Origin of the sequence: Bradyrhizobium sp. PRIMUS42 (assembly GCF_023006515.1) — a bacterium.
Lineage (GTDB): Bacteria > Pseudomonadota > Alphaproteobacteria > Rhizobiales > Xanthobacteraceae > Bradyrhizobium.
The window spans coordinates 1-15,381 of the sequence record NZ_JALBGZ010000067.1 but is presented as its reverse complement, the minus strand read 5'-3'; the positions used below and the strand labels follow the sequence as shown (position 1 = coordinate 15,381).

At 64.3% G+C, this 15,381-nt stretch carries 10 protein-coding genes and 2 pseudogenes; 8 read left to right on the top strand and 4 right to left on the bottom strand.

Annotated elements, in window-relative coordinates; all coding sequences use genetic code 11:
* The 5 genes and pseudogenes from MOV75_RS08890 to treY form a co-directional block, all read left to right on the top strand.
* Positions 1-346: pseudogene (locus MOV75_RS08890) on the top strand (alpha-amylase); the annotation flags it as partial.
* Complete coding sequence (glgB, locus tag MOV75_RS08885) at positions 339-2,486, top strand: 1,4-alpha-glucan branching protein GlgB (protein ID WP_246920769.1); 2,148 nt, start codon at positions 339-341, stop codon at positions 2,484-2,486. The pseudogene MOV75_RS08890 and the gene glgB, both read left to right, overlap by 8 nt.
* A gap of 3 nt (positions 2,487-2,489) precedes the next feature.
* Positions 2,490-4,568, top strand: a complete 2,079-nt coding sequence (gene glgX, locus MOV75_RS08880; RefSeq protein WP_246920772.1) for a glycogen debranching protein GlgX — start codon at positions 2,490-2,492, stop codon at positions 4,566-4,568.
* Positions 4,565-6,316, top strand: a complete 1,752-nt coding sequence (treZ, locus tag MOV75_RS08875) for a malto-oligosyltrehalose trehalohydrolase (RefSeq protein WP_246920775.1) — start codon at positions 4,565-4,567, stop codon at positions 6,314-6,316. Before glgX ends, treZ begins: the two co-directional genes overlap by 4 nt.
* Position 6,317: 1 nt before the next feature.
* Positions 6,318-9,104: a malto-oligosyltrehalose synthase gene (gene treY / locus MOV75_RS08870; protein WP_246920778.1), complete on the top strand. Its 2,787-nt coding sequence runs from the start codon at positions 6,318-6,320 to the stop codon at positions 9,102-9,104.
* Positions 9,105-9,106: 2 nt separating this feature from the next.
* Here the strand turns inward: treY and MOV75_RS08865 are convergent, their stop codons facing one another.
* Entirely contained in the window at positions 9,107-9,424 is a 318-nt protein-coding gene (locus MOV75_RS08865; RefSeq protein ID WP_246920781.1) for a polyhydroxyalkanoic acid system family protein, read from the bottom strand.
* 182 nt (positions 9,425-9,606) lie between these two features.
* On the opposite strand from MOV75_RS08865, the gene MOV75_RS08860 reads away from it, so the two are divergent.
* Positions 9,607-9,771 carry a DUF3309 family protein gene (locus tag MOV75_RS08860; RefSeq protein ID WP_018318514.1) on the top strand — a complete coding sequence of 55 codons (165 nt, stop codon included), beginning with the start codon at positions 9,607-9,609 and terminating at the stop codon, positions 9,769-9,771.
* A 131-nt stretch (positions 9,772-9,902) separates the two neighbouring features.
* On the opposite strand, the gene ligD is transcribed toward MOV75_RS08860, so the two are convergent.
* On the bottom strand, positions 9,903-12,575 hold the full coding sequence (gene ligD / locus MOV75_RS08855) for a DNA ligase D (protein ID WP_246920798.1): 2,673 nt from the start codon (positions 12,573-12,575) through the stop codon (positions 9,903-9,905).
* A 117-nt stretch (positions 12,576-12,692) separates the two neighbouring features.
* Between ligD and MOV75_RS08850 the strand changes: the two genes are divergently transcribed.
* The gene (locus MOV75_RS08850) at positions 12,693-13,577 is read left to right on the top strand and encodes a Ku protein (protein WP_246920783.1); all 885 of its coding nucleotides are present in this window, start codon (positions 12,693-12,695) and stop codon (positions 13,575-13,577) included.
* Between the two features lie 246 nt (positions 13,578-13,823).
* On the opposite strand, the gene MOV75_RS08845 is transcribed toward MOV75_RS08850, so the two are convergent.
* Together MOV75_RS08845 and MOV75_RS08840 are read right to left on the bottom strand one after the other, a co-directional pair.
* Positions 13,824-14,513 (bottom strand): response regulator, encoded by a 690-nt coding sequence (locus MOV75_RS08845; protein ID WP_246920785.1) that lies wholly within the window; start codon positions 14,511-14,513, stop codon positions 13,824-13,826.
* Positions 14,510-15,280 (bottom strand): annotated as a pseudogene (locus MOV75_RS08840) (sensor histidine kinase); the annotation flags it as partial. The gene MOV75_RS08845 and the pseudogene MOV75_RS08840, both read right to left, overlap by 4 nt.
* Between MOV75_RS08840 and MOV75_RS42640 the strand changes: the two are divergent.
* On the top strand, positions 15,182-15,381 hold a 200-nt coding region (locus MOV75_RS42640), incomplete at its 3' end, for a class I SAM-dependent methyltransferase (protein WP_247005396.1). The pseudogene MOV75_RS08840 and the gene MOV75_RS42640 overlap by 99 nt on opposite strands.

Sequence of the window (15,381 nt, the reverse complement as noted above, 5' to 3'; positions counted from 1 at the left end):
CGACGTCGCCGGCCTGATCCGCTCGATCGATGGTTCCGTGAACGCGGCGCTGAGCCGCGCGCTCACGGGTGCCTCCGACGAGCAAGGCCGGCTCACGGCTGCGCTCGACGAATGGCGCGAGCGCGCCGCCGCAACCTTCCTGTCCGCCTATCGCGACGCCATGACCGATCGGCAGCTGTGGCCGGAGAACCGGCAGTCCGCGGAAGGCCTGTTAAGATTTTTCCTGCTTGATCAGGCCTTCCATGACGTAGAGTACGAGCTGTCCCACCGGCCTGAGGGGCTCCATGCGCCGCTGACCGGACTGCTTCGCATTCTGTCCAGTACCGAGAGCGAAGCCCATGCCTAAACTGCCTGCCGAAGCCTATGCGATCATCGAGGGCCGCCACTCCGACCCCTTCCACTATCTCGGGCTGCACCCTGAGGGCGGTAGAAGCGTGGTGCGCGCGTTTCTGCCCGAGGCCTCCAATGTCGAGGCGGTCGGCGAACAGGGCGAGGTCGCCTCGCTCGACCGCGTGCACGATGCAGGCCTCTTCATCGGTGCCCTGCCCAACGGCTCGAAGCACTATCAGCTGCGCGCAAAATTCGGCGGCAACGTCGTCGAGTTCGAGGATGCCTATCGCTTTCCGCCGATCCTGACCGATTTCGATCTCTATCTGCTCGGCGAAGGCACCCACCAGCGCCTCTACGACAAGCTCGGCGCCCATCCGATGCGGCATGAAGGCATCGACGGCATCGGCTTCGTCGTGCTGGCGCCAAATGCGCGGCGCGTGTCCGTGGTCGGCGATTTCAATTTCTGGGACGGGCGGCGCCATCCCATGCGGGTGCGCGGCGCCGGCTATTGGGAATTGTTCATCCCGCATGCCAAGGCTGGCGATCATTACAAGTTCGAAATCATCGGGCCGCATGGCCATCTGCTGCCGTTGAAGTCCGATCCCATGGCGTTCGCCAGCGAGGTACGGCCGAAGACGGCCTCCATCGTGTTCGACGAGGCGCATCTGCCACGGCCGCGCCCGGCACCCGATGGCATCAATGCGCTGTCGGCGCCGATGTCGATCTACGAGGTTCATCTCGGCTCATGGCGCCGCAAGAACGGCGATGAATGGCTGACCTACCGCGAGCTGGCCGAGCAGCTGCCGGCCTACGCCCGCGACATGGGTTTTACCCATCTCGAATTCCTCCCAGTGAGCGAGCATCCGTTCGACGGGTCCTGGGGCTATCAGCCGACCGGCCTCTATGCCCCGACCAGCCGCTTCGGCACGCCGGAAGATTTTGCCGCCCTCATCGACGCCTGCCACCGCGAAGGCGTCGGCGTGCTGCTCGACTGGGTGCCTGGTCACTTCCCGGACGATCCGCACGGGCTCGGCAGCTTTGACGGCACCGCGCTCTACGAGCACGCCAATCCACTGCAGGGGCGCCACCTCGACTGGGGCACGCTGATCTACAATTACGGCCGCACCGAAGTGACGAACTTCCTGGTGTCGAACGCGCTGTTCTGGCTGGAGCGCTACGCGATCGACGGGCTGCGCGTCGATGCGGTCGCATCCATGCTCTATCTCGACTACAGCCGCCCGCCGGGCGCCTGGGTCCCGAACCAGTATGGCGGCCGCGAGAACATCGAGGCGATCAACTTCCTGCGGCGCTTCAACACGGAATTGTTCGCCCGATTCCCGCAGGCCACCACGGCTGCGGAAGAATCTACCGCCTGGCCGCAGGTCTCGCGCCCGGTCGAATTCGGCGGGCTCGGCTTCGGCTACAAGTGGAACATGGGCTGGATGCACGACACGCTGAACTACATCAGCAAGGATCCCATCCACCGCAAGCACCATCACGGCGACATCCTGTTCGGTCTGCACTACGCCTTCTCGGAGAACTTCATCCTGCCGCTCTCGCATGACGAGGTCGTGCACGGCAAGCGATCGATCCTCGGCCGCATGCCCGGGGACGAGTGGCAGCGCTTTGCGAATTTGCGCGCCTATTACAGCTTCATGTTCGGCCATCCCGGCAAGAAGCTGTTGTTCATGGGCGCCGAAATCGCGCAGAGCCGCGAATGGAACCACGACCAATCCCTCGACTGGCACCTGCTCGAGTACAAATACCATTCCGGCATCCAGGCGCTGATCCGGGACCTCAACCGGCTCTATCGCGCGGTGCCGGCGCTGCACCAGATGGACTGCGACCAGGCCGGCTTCGAATGGCTGATCACGGACGATGCCAACCGCAACGTGTTCGCTTGGCTGCGCAAGGGATTTGACGAGCACGCGCGGTGTCTCGTCATCACCAACTTCTCGCCCAATGTTTATCAGAACTATCGCGTTCGCGTGCCCTTTGCGAGCAAGTGGAAAGAGGTATTCAACTCGGACTCCGCTCATTATGGCGGCAGCAATGTCGGGAACATCGGCGAGGTTCATGCCGTTGACGGCAAGACGCCCGAGCTTCGCCTCACCATTCCGCCGCTCGCTGCGATCTTCCTCGTTCCGGAAAGCTGACACATGCGCCTGACTGCTGGATCGCCCGCACGCCTCGGCGCAAGCTGGGACGGACGCGGCACCAATTTCGCGCTGTTCTCCGCCAACGCACAGAAGGTCGAGCTCTGCCTGTTCGACAGCCAGGGCCGTCGCGAGCTCGAGCGCATCGAATTGCCCGAAAGAACCGAGGACGTCTGGCATGGCTATCTCAACGACGTCTCGCCCGGCCAGCTCTACGGCTATCGCGTGCACGGTCCCTATGAGCCCGAGCACGGCCACCGCTTCAACGCCAACAAGCTGCTGCTCGACCCCTATGCCAAGCGACTCTCGGGGCGCCTGGTCTGGAGCGACGCGCATTTTGCCTACCGCACCGGGAGCGCGCGCGAGGATCTCTCCTTCGACCGCCGCGACAACGCGCGCGGCATGCCCAAGGCCGTCGTGGTCGACGAGACCTTCAACTGGGGCCGCCGCGAGATCCGTCCCAACATCGCCTGGGAAGACACCGTCATCTACGAGGCTCACGTCAAGGGTCTGACGCAGAAGCGCGACGACGTGCCGCCGAACCTGCGTGGCACCTATGGCGGCCTGTCCTCGCCGGCGATGATCGAGCACCTGAAGAAGCTCGGCGTCACCACGGTTGAACTGCTTCCGGTGCACAGCTTCGTCGACGACCGCATCCTGGTGGAGAAGAAGCTCGTCAATTACTGGGGCTACAACACGCTATCCTTCTTCGCCCCCGAGCCGCGCTACGCCCAGGACAACGCGCTCGACTCCTTCCGCACCACGGTGGCGCGCCTGCACGATGCCGGCATCGAGGTGATGCTCGACGTCGTCTACAATCACACCGCCGAGGGCAATCATCTCGGCCCGACGCTGTGCTACCGCGGCATCGACAACGCCTCCTATTACTGGCTGAACCGCGAGAACCCGCGCTATTACGACGACTTCACCGGCTGCGGCTCGTCGGTGAACCTCACCCATCCGCGCGTGCTGCAGATGGTGATGGATTCGTTGCGATACTGGGTCGAGGTCTGCCACGTCGACGGCTTCCGCTTCGACCTCGCCACCACGCTCGCGCGCGGGCCGAACGGCTTTGATCGCGGCATCTCGTTCCTGACCGCGATCCGGCAGGATCCGGTGCTGGCGACCGTCAAGCTCGTCGCCGAGCCCTGGGACCTCGGCCTCGGCGGTTACCAGGTCGGCGCATTCCCCTCGCAATGGTCGGAATGGAACGATCGCTATCGCAGCGCCATGCGTCGCTACTGGAGCGGCGAAGGCAGCCTGATCGGCGACATCTCAAGCCGCATGACGGCGTCCTCCGACCTGTTCAACCATGACGGACGGCGGCCGCGCGCCAGCATCAACCACATCACCGTCCACGACGGCTTCACGCTCGCCGACCTCTTCAGCTACAACGAGAAGCACAACGAGGCCAACGGCGAGGACAATCGCGACGGCTCCAACGACAACCACAGCAACAATTGCGGTGTCGAGGGTCCGACCGACGATCCCGATATCATTGGCCTGCGCCGCCAGCTTCGCAAGAACGTGCTGGCCTGTCTGATGCTCGCGCAGGGCATTCCGCTGATCCTCGCCGGCGATGAGGTCGGCAATTCGCAATCCGGCAACAACAACGCCTATTGCCAGGACAATGAGATCGGCTGGGTCGGCTGGGACAATCTCGGCAAGGAGGGCGACGACATGGTCGATTTCGTCGCCCAACTCGCCGACATCCGCCGCCGGTTCTCGCAACTTCGCAGCCATCGCTGGCTCGACGGCCGCCCCAAGGACGGCATCTCTTACGGCGCGCTGTGGCTGACCCCGGCTGGCGACGAGATGACGGAGAACGACTGGAAATTCCCGGAAGGCAGGTTCCTCTCGTATGTGATGGGGCCGATGGAACCGGGCAGCGCCGCGATCTTTATCGTTCTGAACGCCGCCCCCGAAGAGATCGCATTCAAATTGCCCAAAATGACCGAATACAAGAGCTGGCAGCAGATCCTGAACACGACCGATGCCAAGCTGAACACGGCCGACTTCCAGCCCGGAAGCGACAGCAAGGCGCCGCCGCGCTCCGTGCTCGCCTTCGCGGGGGCGCTATGAGGCCATCCTTCGGGGCGAAGCCGACGAAGGACGGCGTCTCGTTCCGTCTGTGGGCGCCCGCGGCGCGGCGCGTCGATCTCCTGCTCGACCGAAGACACGCGATGCAGCGTCGCCAGGATGGCTGGTATGTCGCCGATATCGTCGGCCTTCCCGTGGGCAGTCGCTACAAGTTCAGGATCGACGACGAGATCGACGTGCCAGATCCGGCATCGCCCTTCCAGCCCGAGGATGTGTTCGGCCCAAGCGAGGTGATCGATCACGATGCCTTTTCATGGCGTGCGCGCGATTGGCGCGGTCGTCCCTGGGAAGAGACGGTGCTGATCGAGACCCATGTCGGCACCTTCACCGCTGCAGGCTCTTACCGCGCCATGATCGACAAGCTCGATCATCTCGCCGCAACCGGCATCACGGCGCTCGAACTGATGCCGCTGGCCGATTTCGCAGGACGCCGCGGCTGGGGCTATGACGGCGTGCTATGGTATGCGCCCGACAGCGCCTATGGCCGCCCCGAAGACCTCAAGACACTGATCGACGAGGCGCATCTGCGCGGCCTGATGGTGTTCCTCGACGTCGTCTACAATCATTTCGGCCCCGAGGGGAATTATCTCGGCCGTTATGCGCCGGCCTTCTTCACCGACGCACACACGCCCTGGGGCAGCGCGATCGACTATCGCGTGCCGCAGGTGCGCGCGTTCGCAGTCGAGAATGCCCTGTCCTGGCTCAGCGACTACCGTTTCGACGGCCTGAGGCTGGATGCCGCCAATCACATCATGTTGGTGCCGGGCGAGCAGTCGATGCTGCAGGACCTCAGCGTCGCCGCCGGCGAGCTCGCCAAGGCGACGGGGCGGCACATCCATCTCGTGCTGGAGAATGGCGACAATCGCGCCAGCCTGCTCGATGCCGCGCAGAATCCACCAAGCGGCAAGTATCGCGCGCAGTGGAACGACGACTATCACCACGTCTGGCACGTGATGCTGACGGGTGAGCTTGCCGGCTACTATGCCGACTACCAGACGCCGCGTATGGACCTCGCGCGCGCACTCGCCTCGGGCTTCGTCTATCAGGGCGAGGTTTCGGAGTTCTGGGGCAAGAAACCGCGCGGCGAGCCGAGCGGCGAGCTGCCGCCGGCGACCTTCGTCAATTTCCTGCAGAACCACGATCAGATCGGCAACCGTCCGCTCGGCGATCGGCTCGAGAGCCTGGCATTGCCGCAGCAGATCGAAGCCGCGCTCGCGGTGACCCTGCTCGCGCCGATGGTGCCGATGCTGTTTCAGGGCGAGGAATGGGGCTCGACGGTGCCCTTCCCGTTCTTCTGCGATTTCCAGGGCGAACTGGCCGACGCCGTCCGCAAGGGCCGCAAGCAGGAATATGCCTGGGCCTACGAAAAATACGGCAATGAGGTGCCCGACCCGCTCGATCCGGCCACGCTGCAATCGGCCGTGCTCGACTGGACCGGCCGCACAGCGGAGCAGGACGCACGGCTCGCCTTGGTGCGGCAACTGCTCGCAGTCCGCCGCAAGGAGATCATGCCGCGGCTGAAGGGGGCGGCTTTCGGCGACGCCGACGCTGCCGACAACGGCCTGCTCACTGCGCATTGGCACATGGGGGACGGCGTGACGTTGCGCCTGACCGCCAATCTGTCGGACCAGGAGATCACGTCCGATGTCAGCGCGGGCACGCCGATCTGGGGCGGCGGAGCCAGCGAGCGGCTCCCGCCCTGGTCGGTGGTCTGGCGCCTCGGAGGTTGACATGCCTCCCGCCATTCCTCTCGCGACCTACCGGCTTCAGCTCACCGCGGATTTCGACTTCGACAAGGCAACTTCGGTCGTTCCTTACCTCAAGGCGCTGGGGATCACCCATCTCTACGCCTCGCCGGTGATGAAGGCCCGCAAGGGCTCGACCCACGGCTACGACACCGTCGATCACGGCCAGTTCAATCCGGAGCTCGGCGGCGAGGCCGGCTTCGCACGGCTGAGCGAGGCTCTTAGGCAGAACGACCTCGGCCTCATCATCGACTTCGTGCCCAACCATGTCGGCGTTCATTTTGCCGACAATCCCTGGTGGCTGGACGTGCTGGAATGGGGCCAGGCTTCGCCGCACGCGGTCTCCTTCGACATCGACTGGGATCAGCTCGCCTACCGCGCCCGCGGCGGCGTGCTGCTGCCGATCCTGGGGGCATCCTACGGCGAGGCGCTCGAGCGCGGCGACATCGAGCTGCGCTACGATCCGGATCAGGGAAGCTTCTCCGCCTGGTATTTCGAGCATCGCTTACCCATCGCGCCGGAGCGCTATGGCGAGATGCTGCGCATGATCGTGAAGGAAGCAGATGCCGCCGAGACGGAGGCCGGTAAAAGCCTGCTCTCGCTCGCGGCGCGATACACCGGACTGCGCCGCCCCAACCGCAAGGAAGCCCCCGCGTTCAAGACCGAACTCAGGGAGATCGTGGGTGCCGCGGAGATCACCGCACGCGGACTTGCCGCCTATCGCGCCGCCAAGGATCGCCCCGCGCAGACGCTGGCGCTGCATCACCTGCTGGAGCGCCAGCATTACAAGCTCGGGCATTGGCGGCTCGCCTCCAGCGACATCAATTATCGCCGCTTCTTCGACGTCAACGGGCTCGCAGGTCTGCGCGTCGAGGACGCGAGCACCTTTGCCGCCACGCACCGGCTGGTGAAGCAGCTCATCGTCGACGGCAAATTGCAGGGAATTCGGCTCGATCACATCGACGGCCTGCGCGATCCCGCCCAATATTGCCAGCGCCTGCGCCGGCTGGTGCGCGACGCGCAAGGCAACACCAAGCCGTTCTACACGGTGATCGAGAAGATCCTGTGCGAGCACGAACGCCTGCCGCACTTCGCCGGCGTTCAGGGCACCACCGGCTATGAATGGATGAACGTCATTACCCAGGTGCTGGTCGACGCCAAGGGGCTGGCGGCGCTGGACGAGACCTGGCGGCAGATCAGCAACCGGCCGCCGCGGCTTGCGCCTTACGTCAAGGACGCCAAGCGGCGTGTGCTGGAGACGCTGCTCACCAGCGAATTCACCGTGCTGACGCGCCTGCTCGCGCGCATCGCCAATGGGCATTACTCGACCCGCGATTTCTCCGCCGACAGCCTGCGGCAGGCGCTGGAACTCTATGTGCTGCACTTCCCGGTGTACCGCACCTATCTGACCAACAGCGGCCCGACGGCCCCCGACCGCAAGCTGATCGACGACACCATCGCGCGCGCCCGTTCGGAATGGTTCGCCGCGGACGAAGGCATCTTCGATTTCCTGCGCGACGCGCTGACCATGGACCTGCTCAAGCCCGGTCGTCCGCCACATAGTGTCCCGCGCGTGCGCCGCTTCGCGCTGAAGGTGCAGCAATTCACCGGGCCGGTGATGGCGAAGTCGCTGGAGGACACCGCGTTCTATCAGTTCCACCGGCTGCTCGCCCTGAACGAAGTCGGCGGCGATCCCGCTAGCACCGGCCTCACCATTCCCGCTTTCCACGAGGCCATGCAGGCCCGCGCCAGGGAATGGCCGCAGGGAATGACGGCGACCGCCACGCATGACACCAAGCGCGGCGAGGATGCCCGCGCACGGATCGCGGCGCTCAGCGAAATTCCCGGCGAATGGACCAGCGCGGTTTCGCGCTGGAAGGTGTCGAACGCACCGCACCTCGCGCTCCACGGCAATCTACGCGCGCCATCGGCGACGTTCGAATACATGCTCTACCAGACGCTGCTCGGGGCCTGGCCGCTGCAGACGCCGGTCGATGCCGGCTTCGTCGAGCGCATCCAGGCCTATGCGCTGAAAGCCGCGCGGGAGGGCAAGGAAGAGACCAGCTGGCTCAATCCGCACGAGGCCTACGAGAACGGCGTGAAGAGCTTCGTCGACAAGATCCTCGACCCCGCGCTGTCAGCCGAATTCCTGGAGGCGCTGCAAACGCTGGCCCGCCGCCTCGCACTGCTCGGCATGTTGAACTCTCTGAGCCAGCTCACCCTGAAGGCGACGCTGCCCGGCGTGCCCGACTTCTATCAGGGCACCGAATTCTGGGACCTGTCGCTGGTCGATCCCGACAACCGTCGCCCGGTCGACTTTGCCGCGCGGCAGGGGGCGCTGGGCTCGCTGGACGATCCGGACTGGCGTGGCCTGATCAAGAGCTGGCCGGACGGCCTGATCAAACTGGCCTGGACAAGGCGTCTCCTCAAGCTGCGCAATGAGCTCGCCGACGTTTTCGCTCAAGGCGACTATGAGCCGCTGGCGGTGCGCGGCGCACATGCCGACCATGTCATTGCCTTCGCTCGCCGCCACGGCCGCGCTGCCGCGATCGTGGTGGTCGGGCGTCAGTTCGCGCCGTTCACGCAAGCCGGGCGAGAGTGGCCCACGCTCGACGGATTCGACGCAACCGTCGACATCACCGGCTACGCTGCGGCGGGCTTTGCAGGCAACGAACTGCCGGTCTCGCAGGCCTTCCGTGATTTCCCCGCTTCCGTCATCGAGGCTCGCACGGCAAATGCCATCCGGCCCGCGCGGCCGCGCGTGCGCGCCTGAAATTACTTTCCCTGGTCCTTGGTCAGCAGCAACTGACCACGCTTCCTGATCGTGGCCTGCGCCATCTCGGCAAAGCGCTGCAACAGCCAGGGCAGCACCACCTCGACCTTCACGTGATCGTCGGCGACATCGACCTGCCCCGTCGCGACCTGTCCGAGCGCGCGGATGCGAAAGGCCATACTGTCGCCGGTCCAGCGCTCCTCCTCGACCTGCATCACGGGAATGCTGGCGGCCGCGCGACCGAGCCCGGTCTTGAGCCGGCGCACCGCCTCCTCGCGGCCAAGACGATGAGGAATGGAGACGACAAGCGGTGCTGACATGGCCGTGCCTCGTGGATTGATTCTCACATAGTCATGCCGGCCGAAACGCCAAATGTTCCATGCAGGTTTGGTCCTGCAACCGGTGTTTCCATGGACGGAACTTTAAAACCTGCGGCAAGTTGCCCTTGCACCAAGGGACAGGTGCAAACGACCCTTTCAACAAAGGGCTGGAGGAGATTCGCATGTCAATCGGTACGATCATTCTGATCATTCTGGTCATCGCCCTGCTTGGCGGCTTCAGCGGCATCGGCGGCGGCCCGTTCTATGGCACCGGCTATTACGGCGGCGGCGGCCTCGGGCTCGTCATCGTCATCCTGCTGATCCTGCTGCTGATGGGAAGGATCTAGCCAGACAGCGAGGATTTCGTAGGGTGGGCAAAGGCGCTCTTGCGCCGTGCCCACCTTCCTCGCCGCAACGAGAAGACGGTGGGCACGCTTCGCTTTGCCCACCCTACGGGAGTTGCGCCCGTAGCAAGCATCTACTTCGTTTTCCCCGCGAGCTTCTTGATCGCCGCCTTGATCGACGCGGCGGCATCATCATAACCCTCCCATGCCTTCGATCGCGCCAGCAAGCCCGGCCCGGTTCGCAGCGTATAGCGCTTTGGATCGAGATCGCTCTTTACCTGCGCCCAGGTTACCGGCATCGAGACCGTGGCGCCGGCGCGCGCCCGCGGCGATAACGGCGCCACCGCCGTCGACATGCGGTCGTTGCGCAGATAGTCCAGGAAGATCTTTCCCTTGCGCAGCTTTTTCGACATGTTGAGCAGATAGCGCTCTGGATCGTCATCGGCCATCCACTGGCAGACGCCCTGAGCGAAGGCCTTGGCCTCCTTCCAGTCCACCTTGTCGCGTGCGCCGTGGCGCAGCGGCACGACGACGTGCAGACCCTTGCCGCCCGTGGTCTTGCAGAAGCTCTCCATGCCGATGTCGGTCAGCCGCTGCCGCATCTCCCTGGCCGCCTTCACGACGTCGGCGAACTCGACATCCGGCGCCGGATCGAGATCGAACACCAGCCGGCCCGGCGTGTCATAGGCGTTTGGCGCGCAATTCCATGGATGCAGCTCGACGCCGCCAATCTGCGCAACGGCGGCCAGCCCTTCGACGCGATCGATCTGCAAATAGGGTTTACGATCGCCCGAGACCTTGGCCAGCTCGAGCAAATTCGAGGTGCCCTGCATGGCATGACGCTGGAAGAACGTCTCGCCACCGATGCCGTCGGGCGCACGCACGATCGAGCACGGGCGGCCCTTCAGATGTTCGATCATCCAGGTCCCGACCGCCTCGAAATAGCGGGCGAGATCGAGCTTCGTCACGCCCTCGCCATCACCGCCATCCGGCCACAGCTCCTTGTCCGGCTTGGAAATGACGACGCCCATCACCTCGGCCGTGCCGGCGTCCTTCGATCGCTTGGCCGTCTTCGCCACGCGCTTGCTGGCTGTGGGCTCGGCGAGCTGGGTATCGACGGGCGTTTCCGCCTCAACCTCCTTGGCGGGCTTGTCCTGCCGCAAGCCCTTGAACGCGGCCTGGCGGATATTGCCGTCGGCGGTGAAGCCGGCGAACTCGATCTCCGCGACCAGCTCCGGCTTCAGCCAGTGCACCTCTTTGGCTTTCTTCGGCGCGTTCTTGCCGCCGAAAGGACTCTCCTTGGCCGCCATCGCCTTCAACGACGGCATGATGCGTTTGACCTTGTCGGCGCCGAAGCCGGTGCCGACCATGCCGACGAAGACGAGATGGTCGCCGCGACGAACGCCCGCCATCAGAGAGCGGAACTTGCCATTGGTGGTCTTGTAGCCGCCGATCACCACTTCGTGGCCGGCGCGACATTTCGATTTGACCCAGCTCTCGGTACGCCCCGAACGATACGGCGCATCCAGCTTCTTCGACACCACACCTTCGAGCTCGAGCTTGCAGGCCGATTGCAGCACCGCATCGCCGCCGCTTTCGAAATGCTCGACATAGCGGATCTGCGTGGACTTCCGCTTGCGCGCTTCCAGCAGCTTCTTGAGTTGCGCCTTACGCTCTCCGAGCGGCAGTCGGCGGTAATCCTGGCCTTCCGCGAACAGGAGGTCAAAGGCAAAGAAGATCAGTTCGTCGGTCTTGCCATCGGACAATGCGGCCTGCAGCGAGGAGAAGTTCGGCGCGCCGTTGTGGTCGAGCGCGACGATTTCGCCGTCGATCGTCACGTCCGGCAGCGACCCCGCCTCTTTCGCGATTGCCGCGAACTTCCCGGTCCAATCGAGACCCTTGCGCGTCTTGAGCGTCGCCTCTCTGTCCTCGACCCGGAGCTGCACGCGATAGCCGTCGAACTTGATCTCGTGGCACCAGCCCTCGCCAGCCGGCGGCCGCTCGACCAGCGTACAGAGCTGCGGCCCGACGAAGTCCGGCATCTCCGACACCTTCTTGGCAGTCGTCGCGGTCGTGGCCTTCTTCCTCGCCGACTTGCCGGCCTTCAATGCCGTGCGCGGGGCCGGCTTGACCGTGTGCCCTTTCGTCTCCTCCGCGCGATTGGATTGCCAGACCGCATCGGCCTTGGTCTTGGCACCTTTCGCCAGCATGAACGGTTTCGGCGCGCGGCCCTTGCCTTCGGCGATCTGCTCCATCGCACGGCCGGAGGCGACCGATCTGTCCTCGTCGAGAATGTCGTTGTCCGCGCCCTCGCGGACAAATTCGTCGCGATGCTTGATCAGGAGCCAGTTGGTGCGCTTGCCGCCGGTGCGGTCGTTGCGCATGCGCACCAGCACCCAGCTTCCGTGCAGCTTCTCGCCATGCAGGGTGAACTTCAAATCGCCTTTCTTGAATCCGCGCTCGGCGTCTTCCGATTCCCAGGTGCCGCGGTCCCACAGCATCACCGTGCCGCCGCCATACTGCCCTTCCGGAATCGTGCCTTCGAAATCGCCATAGTCGAGCGGATGGTCTTCCACCTCGACCGCCAGCCGCTTGTCGTGCGGATCGAGTGAGGGCCCTTTGGTCACGGCCCAGGACTTGAACACGCCGTCAAATTCGAGCCTGAGATCGTAGTGCAGCCGGCTCGCATCGTGCTTCTGAATCACGAAGCGCCGCTGCTTCGATGACGCCACTGCGGTCTTGCCCGATGGCTCTGGCGTCTTCTCGAAATCACGCTTCTGTCGGTAAGTGGAGAGTTTTTGCAGCACGACCGGTCCCGCTTCTCTTTCGACATTCAAGCCTATCACGGCCAAAGTCCCGCCCGGAACCAAAACCCGATGGGAGGGTTGGGGTTCCAAAACCCACTGAAAACGCTGGAGAATGGAATGGCCCCGCGTGCCTATTGGAAGGGAACGTTGAAGCTGTCGCTGGTCAGTTGCCCGGTCGTGCTTTATCCGGCGACGACGGCAGCGGAGAAGACGCGATTTCACCTGATCAATCGCGAGACCGGGAACCGGCTCAAGCAGCAGATGATCGATGCCGAAACCGGCGATGTCGTCGAGAGCGACCAGAAGGGCCGCGGCTACGAGCTGCGCAAGGGCAAATATGTCGAGATCGAACCGGAGGAGCTCGAAGCGGTCCAGATCGAGAGCAACCACACCATCGACATCGAGAGCTTCGTGCCGAGCGAGGAGATCGACCAGCGCTATCTCAACCATCCCTATTACATCGCGCCCGACGGCAAGGCCGCGGTCGACGCGTTCGCGGTGATCCGCGACGCCATGAAGGACCAGGAGCGCGTGGCGCTCGCCAAGATCGTGCTCACCAATCGCGAACACATCATGGCGATCGAGCCGCTCGGCAAGGGCCTGCTCGGCACCACGCTGCGCTTTCCTTACGAGCTGCGCGACGAGGGCGAGTTCTTCGGAGACATCAAGAGCCCGAAGATCACTAAGGACATGGTCGAGCTCGCCGGCCACATCCTCCATACCAAGGCCTCGCATTTCGACCCCGGCAAGTTCAAGGACGAGTACGAAAACGCGCTGAAGGCGCTGGTGAAGCGCAAGGCCAGTGGCAAGAAGATCGAGTTGCCCGAACCCGAGGAGCGGCCGAGCAATGTCGTCAGCCTGATGGACGCGCTGAAGCAGAGCCTGAAGGGACGCGGCGGGAAAAAGACCGCGGCGAAGTCCCATGCGCGCCGCGCGACCGGGCGGCAACGAGCGGCGAAGAAGACGCACCGGTCGACGGCACGGCACAGGAAGGCGGGCTGAGGAAACCGCTCGCCCCGCGCTCGATCTCGTAAGGTGGGCAAAGCGAAGCGCGCCCACCACCTTGATCGAAATCGGGAGAATGGTGGGCACAGTGCTTAGCCTTTGCCCACCCTACGGGGCTGATTTGCACCGTCATCGACGGACTATTGTAGGATGGGTAGAGCGAAGCGAAACCCATCACGCGTCGCCGGGCGCTGAGTCATGATGGGTTTCGCTTCGCTCTACCCATCCTACGGATCTTCGGGATCAATCCCCCGCCTTCAACCGGTACCCGATCCCCGTTTCCGTCAGTACATATTGCGGCCGCTCCGGATCGGCTTCGATCTTCTGGCGGAGCTGGCGGACATAGACGCGCAGATATTGCGCGTCGGTCAGCTCGTCCCACAGTTCCCTCAGCAGAAAACGGTGAGTCAGCACCTTGCCGGCGTGCTGCACCAGCACGCGCAGGAGGTCGTATTCCTTCGGCGACAGCTTGACGTCACGCTCACCGACCTTGACGATGCGGCGGACGAGATCGACCGAGAGATCGCCCGAGCGGAACACCGGGCGCTCTCCCTGGACCTGGAGCTGGTGCCGCAGCGCGGCGCGCAGGCGGGCCAGGAGCTCGTCCATGCCGAACGGCTTGGTTAGATAATCGTCGGCACCGAGATCGAGCGCCTGGACCTTGCCGGCCTCGTCGCCCCGGCTCGACAGCACCACGATCGGCACGCTTTCGTTGCGGGCGCGGATGGTGCGCAGCAGTTCGTGCCCCTGAACGTCGGGCAGGCCGAGATCGAGAATGATCAGCGCCGGCGCTTCCTCGAGCTTCTCCAGCGCAATCTTGCCGTTCGACGCCTCCAAGATTTCATAGCCTTGCGTCGATAGCCCCATCCGCAGCAATTTGCGGATCGGCGGCTCGTCGTCGATGACCAGGACCTTGATTGGGGCAGCGCTCATGCGGCGGTATCCAATGCGCGGCTTTCTGCCGGAACGGGAAGACGGATGGTGAGGATGGCGCCGCTCCGGTCGCCGCGGTTGGCGGCCGAGATCGTGCCGCGCATCGCCTCGACGAAGCCGCGCGAGATGGCAAGGCCAAGGCCCGTGCCGGGACGGACGTGATCGCCCTTCTGCACGCGGTAGAACTTGTCGAACACGCTCTCCAGCTCGTCGGGCGGGATGCCGGCCCCCTCGTCGGCGACCTCCAGAACGACCTGATCGCGCTCACGTTTGCTCTTGATCGAGATCGTGGTGTCGGGCGGCGAGTATTTTGCGGCATTGTCCAGCAGATTGAACAGCACCTGCTCGAACAGCACGGCGTCGAGCTGGAGCATCGGCAGATCGGCCGCCAGCACCAGCTCCACCTTATGGGCGGTCAGGATCTTGCTCGCCCTCCGCAGCGCGCTGCCCACGATCTCGCTGAGATCGTGCAGTGCCGTGTTGGGCACGATGGCGCCGGATTCGAGCTTGGTCATGTCGAGCAGGTTCGCGATGAAGCGGTTGAGCCGTTCGGATTCGTCGATGACGGTGGCGAGCAGGTCGCGCTTCTCGGCGTCGGACAGGGCCCCGGTCAGATCGCGCATGGTCGAGGCCGCCCCCAGCACCGAGGCGAGCGGTGTCTTCAAATCGTGCGAGATCGAGGTCAGCAGCGCGGAGCGCAAGCGCTCGGATTCGACGGTGCGCTTGACGCGGTCCATATCCTCGACCAGCAGCACGCGCTCGATCGCCTTTATGACCTGTTCTCGTTCAAGGTGATCCCGCCGCTCGGCCGCATGATCACGGGCGATGCCGAGTCCTATCAATATCTCGTCGAATCGATTCGCAAGTT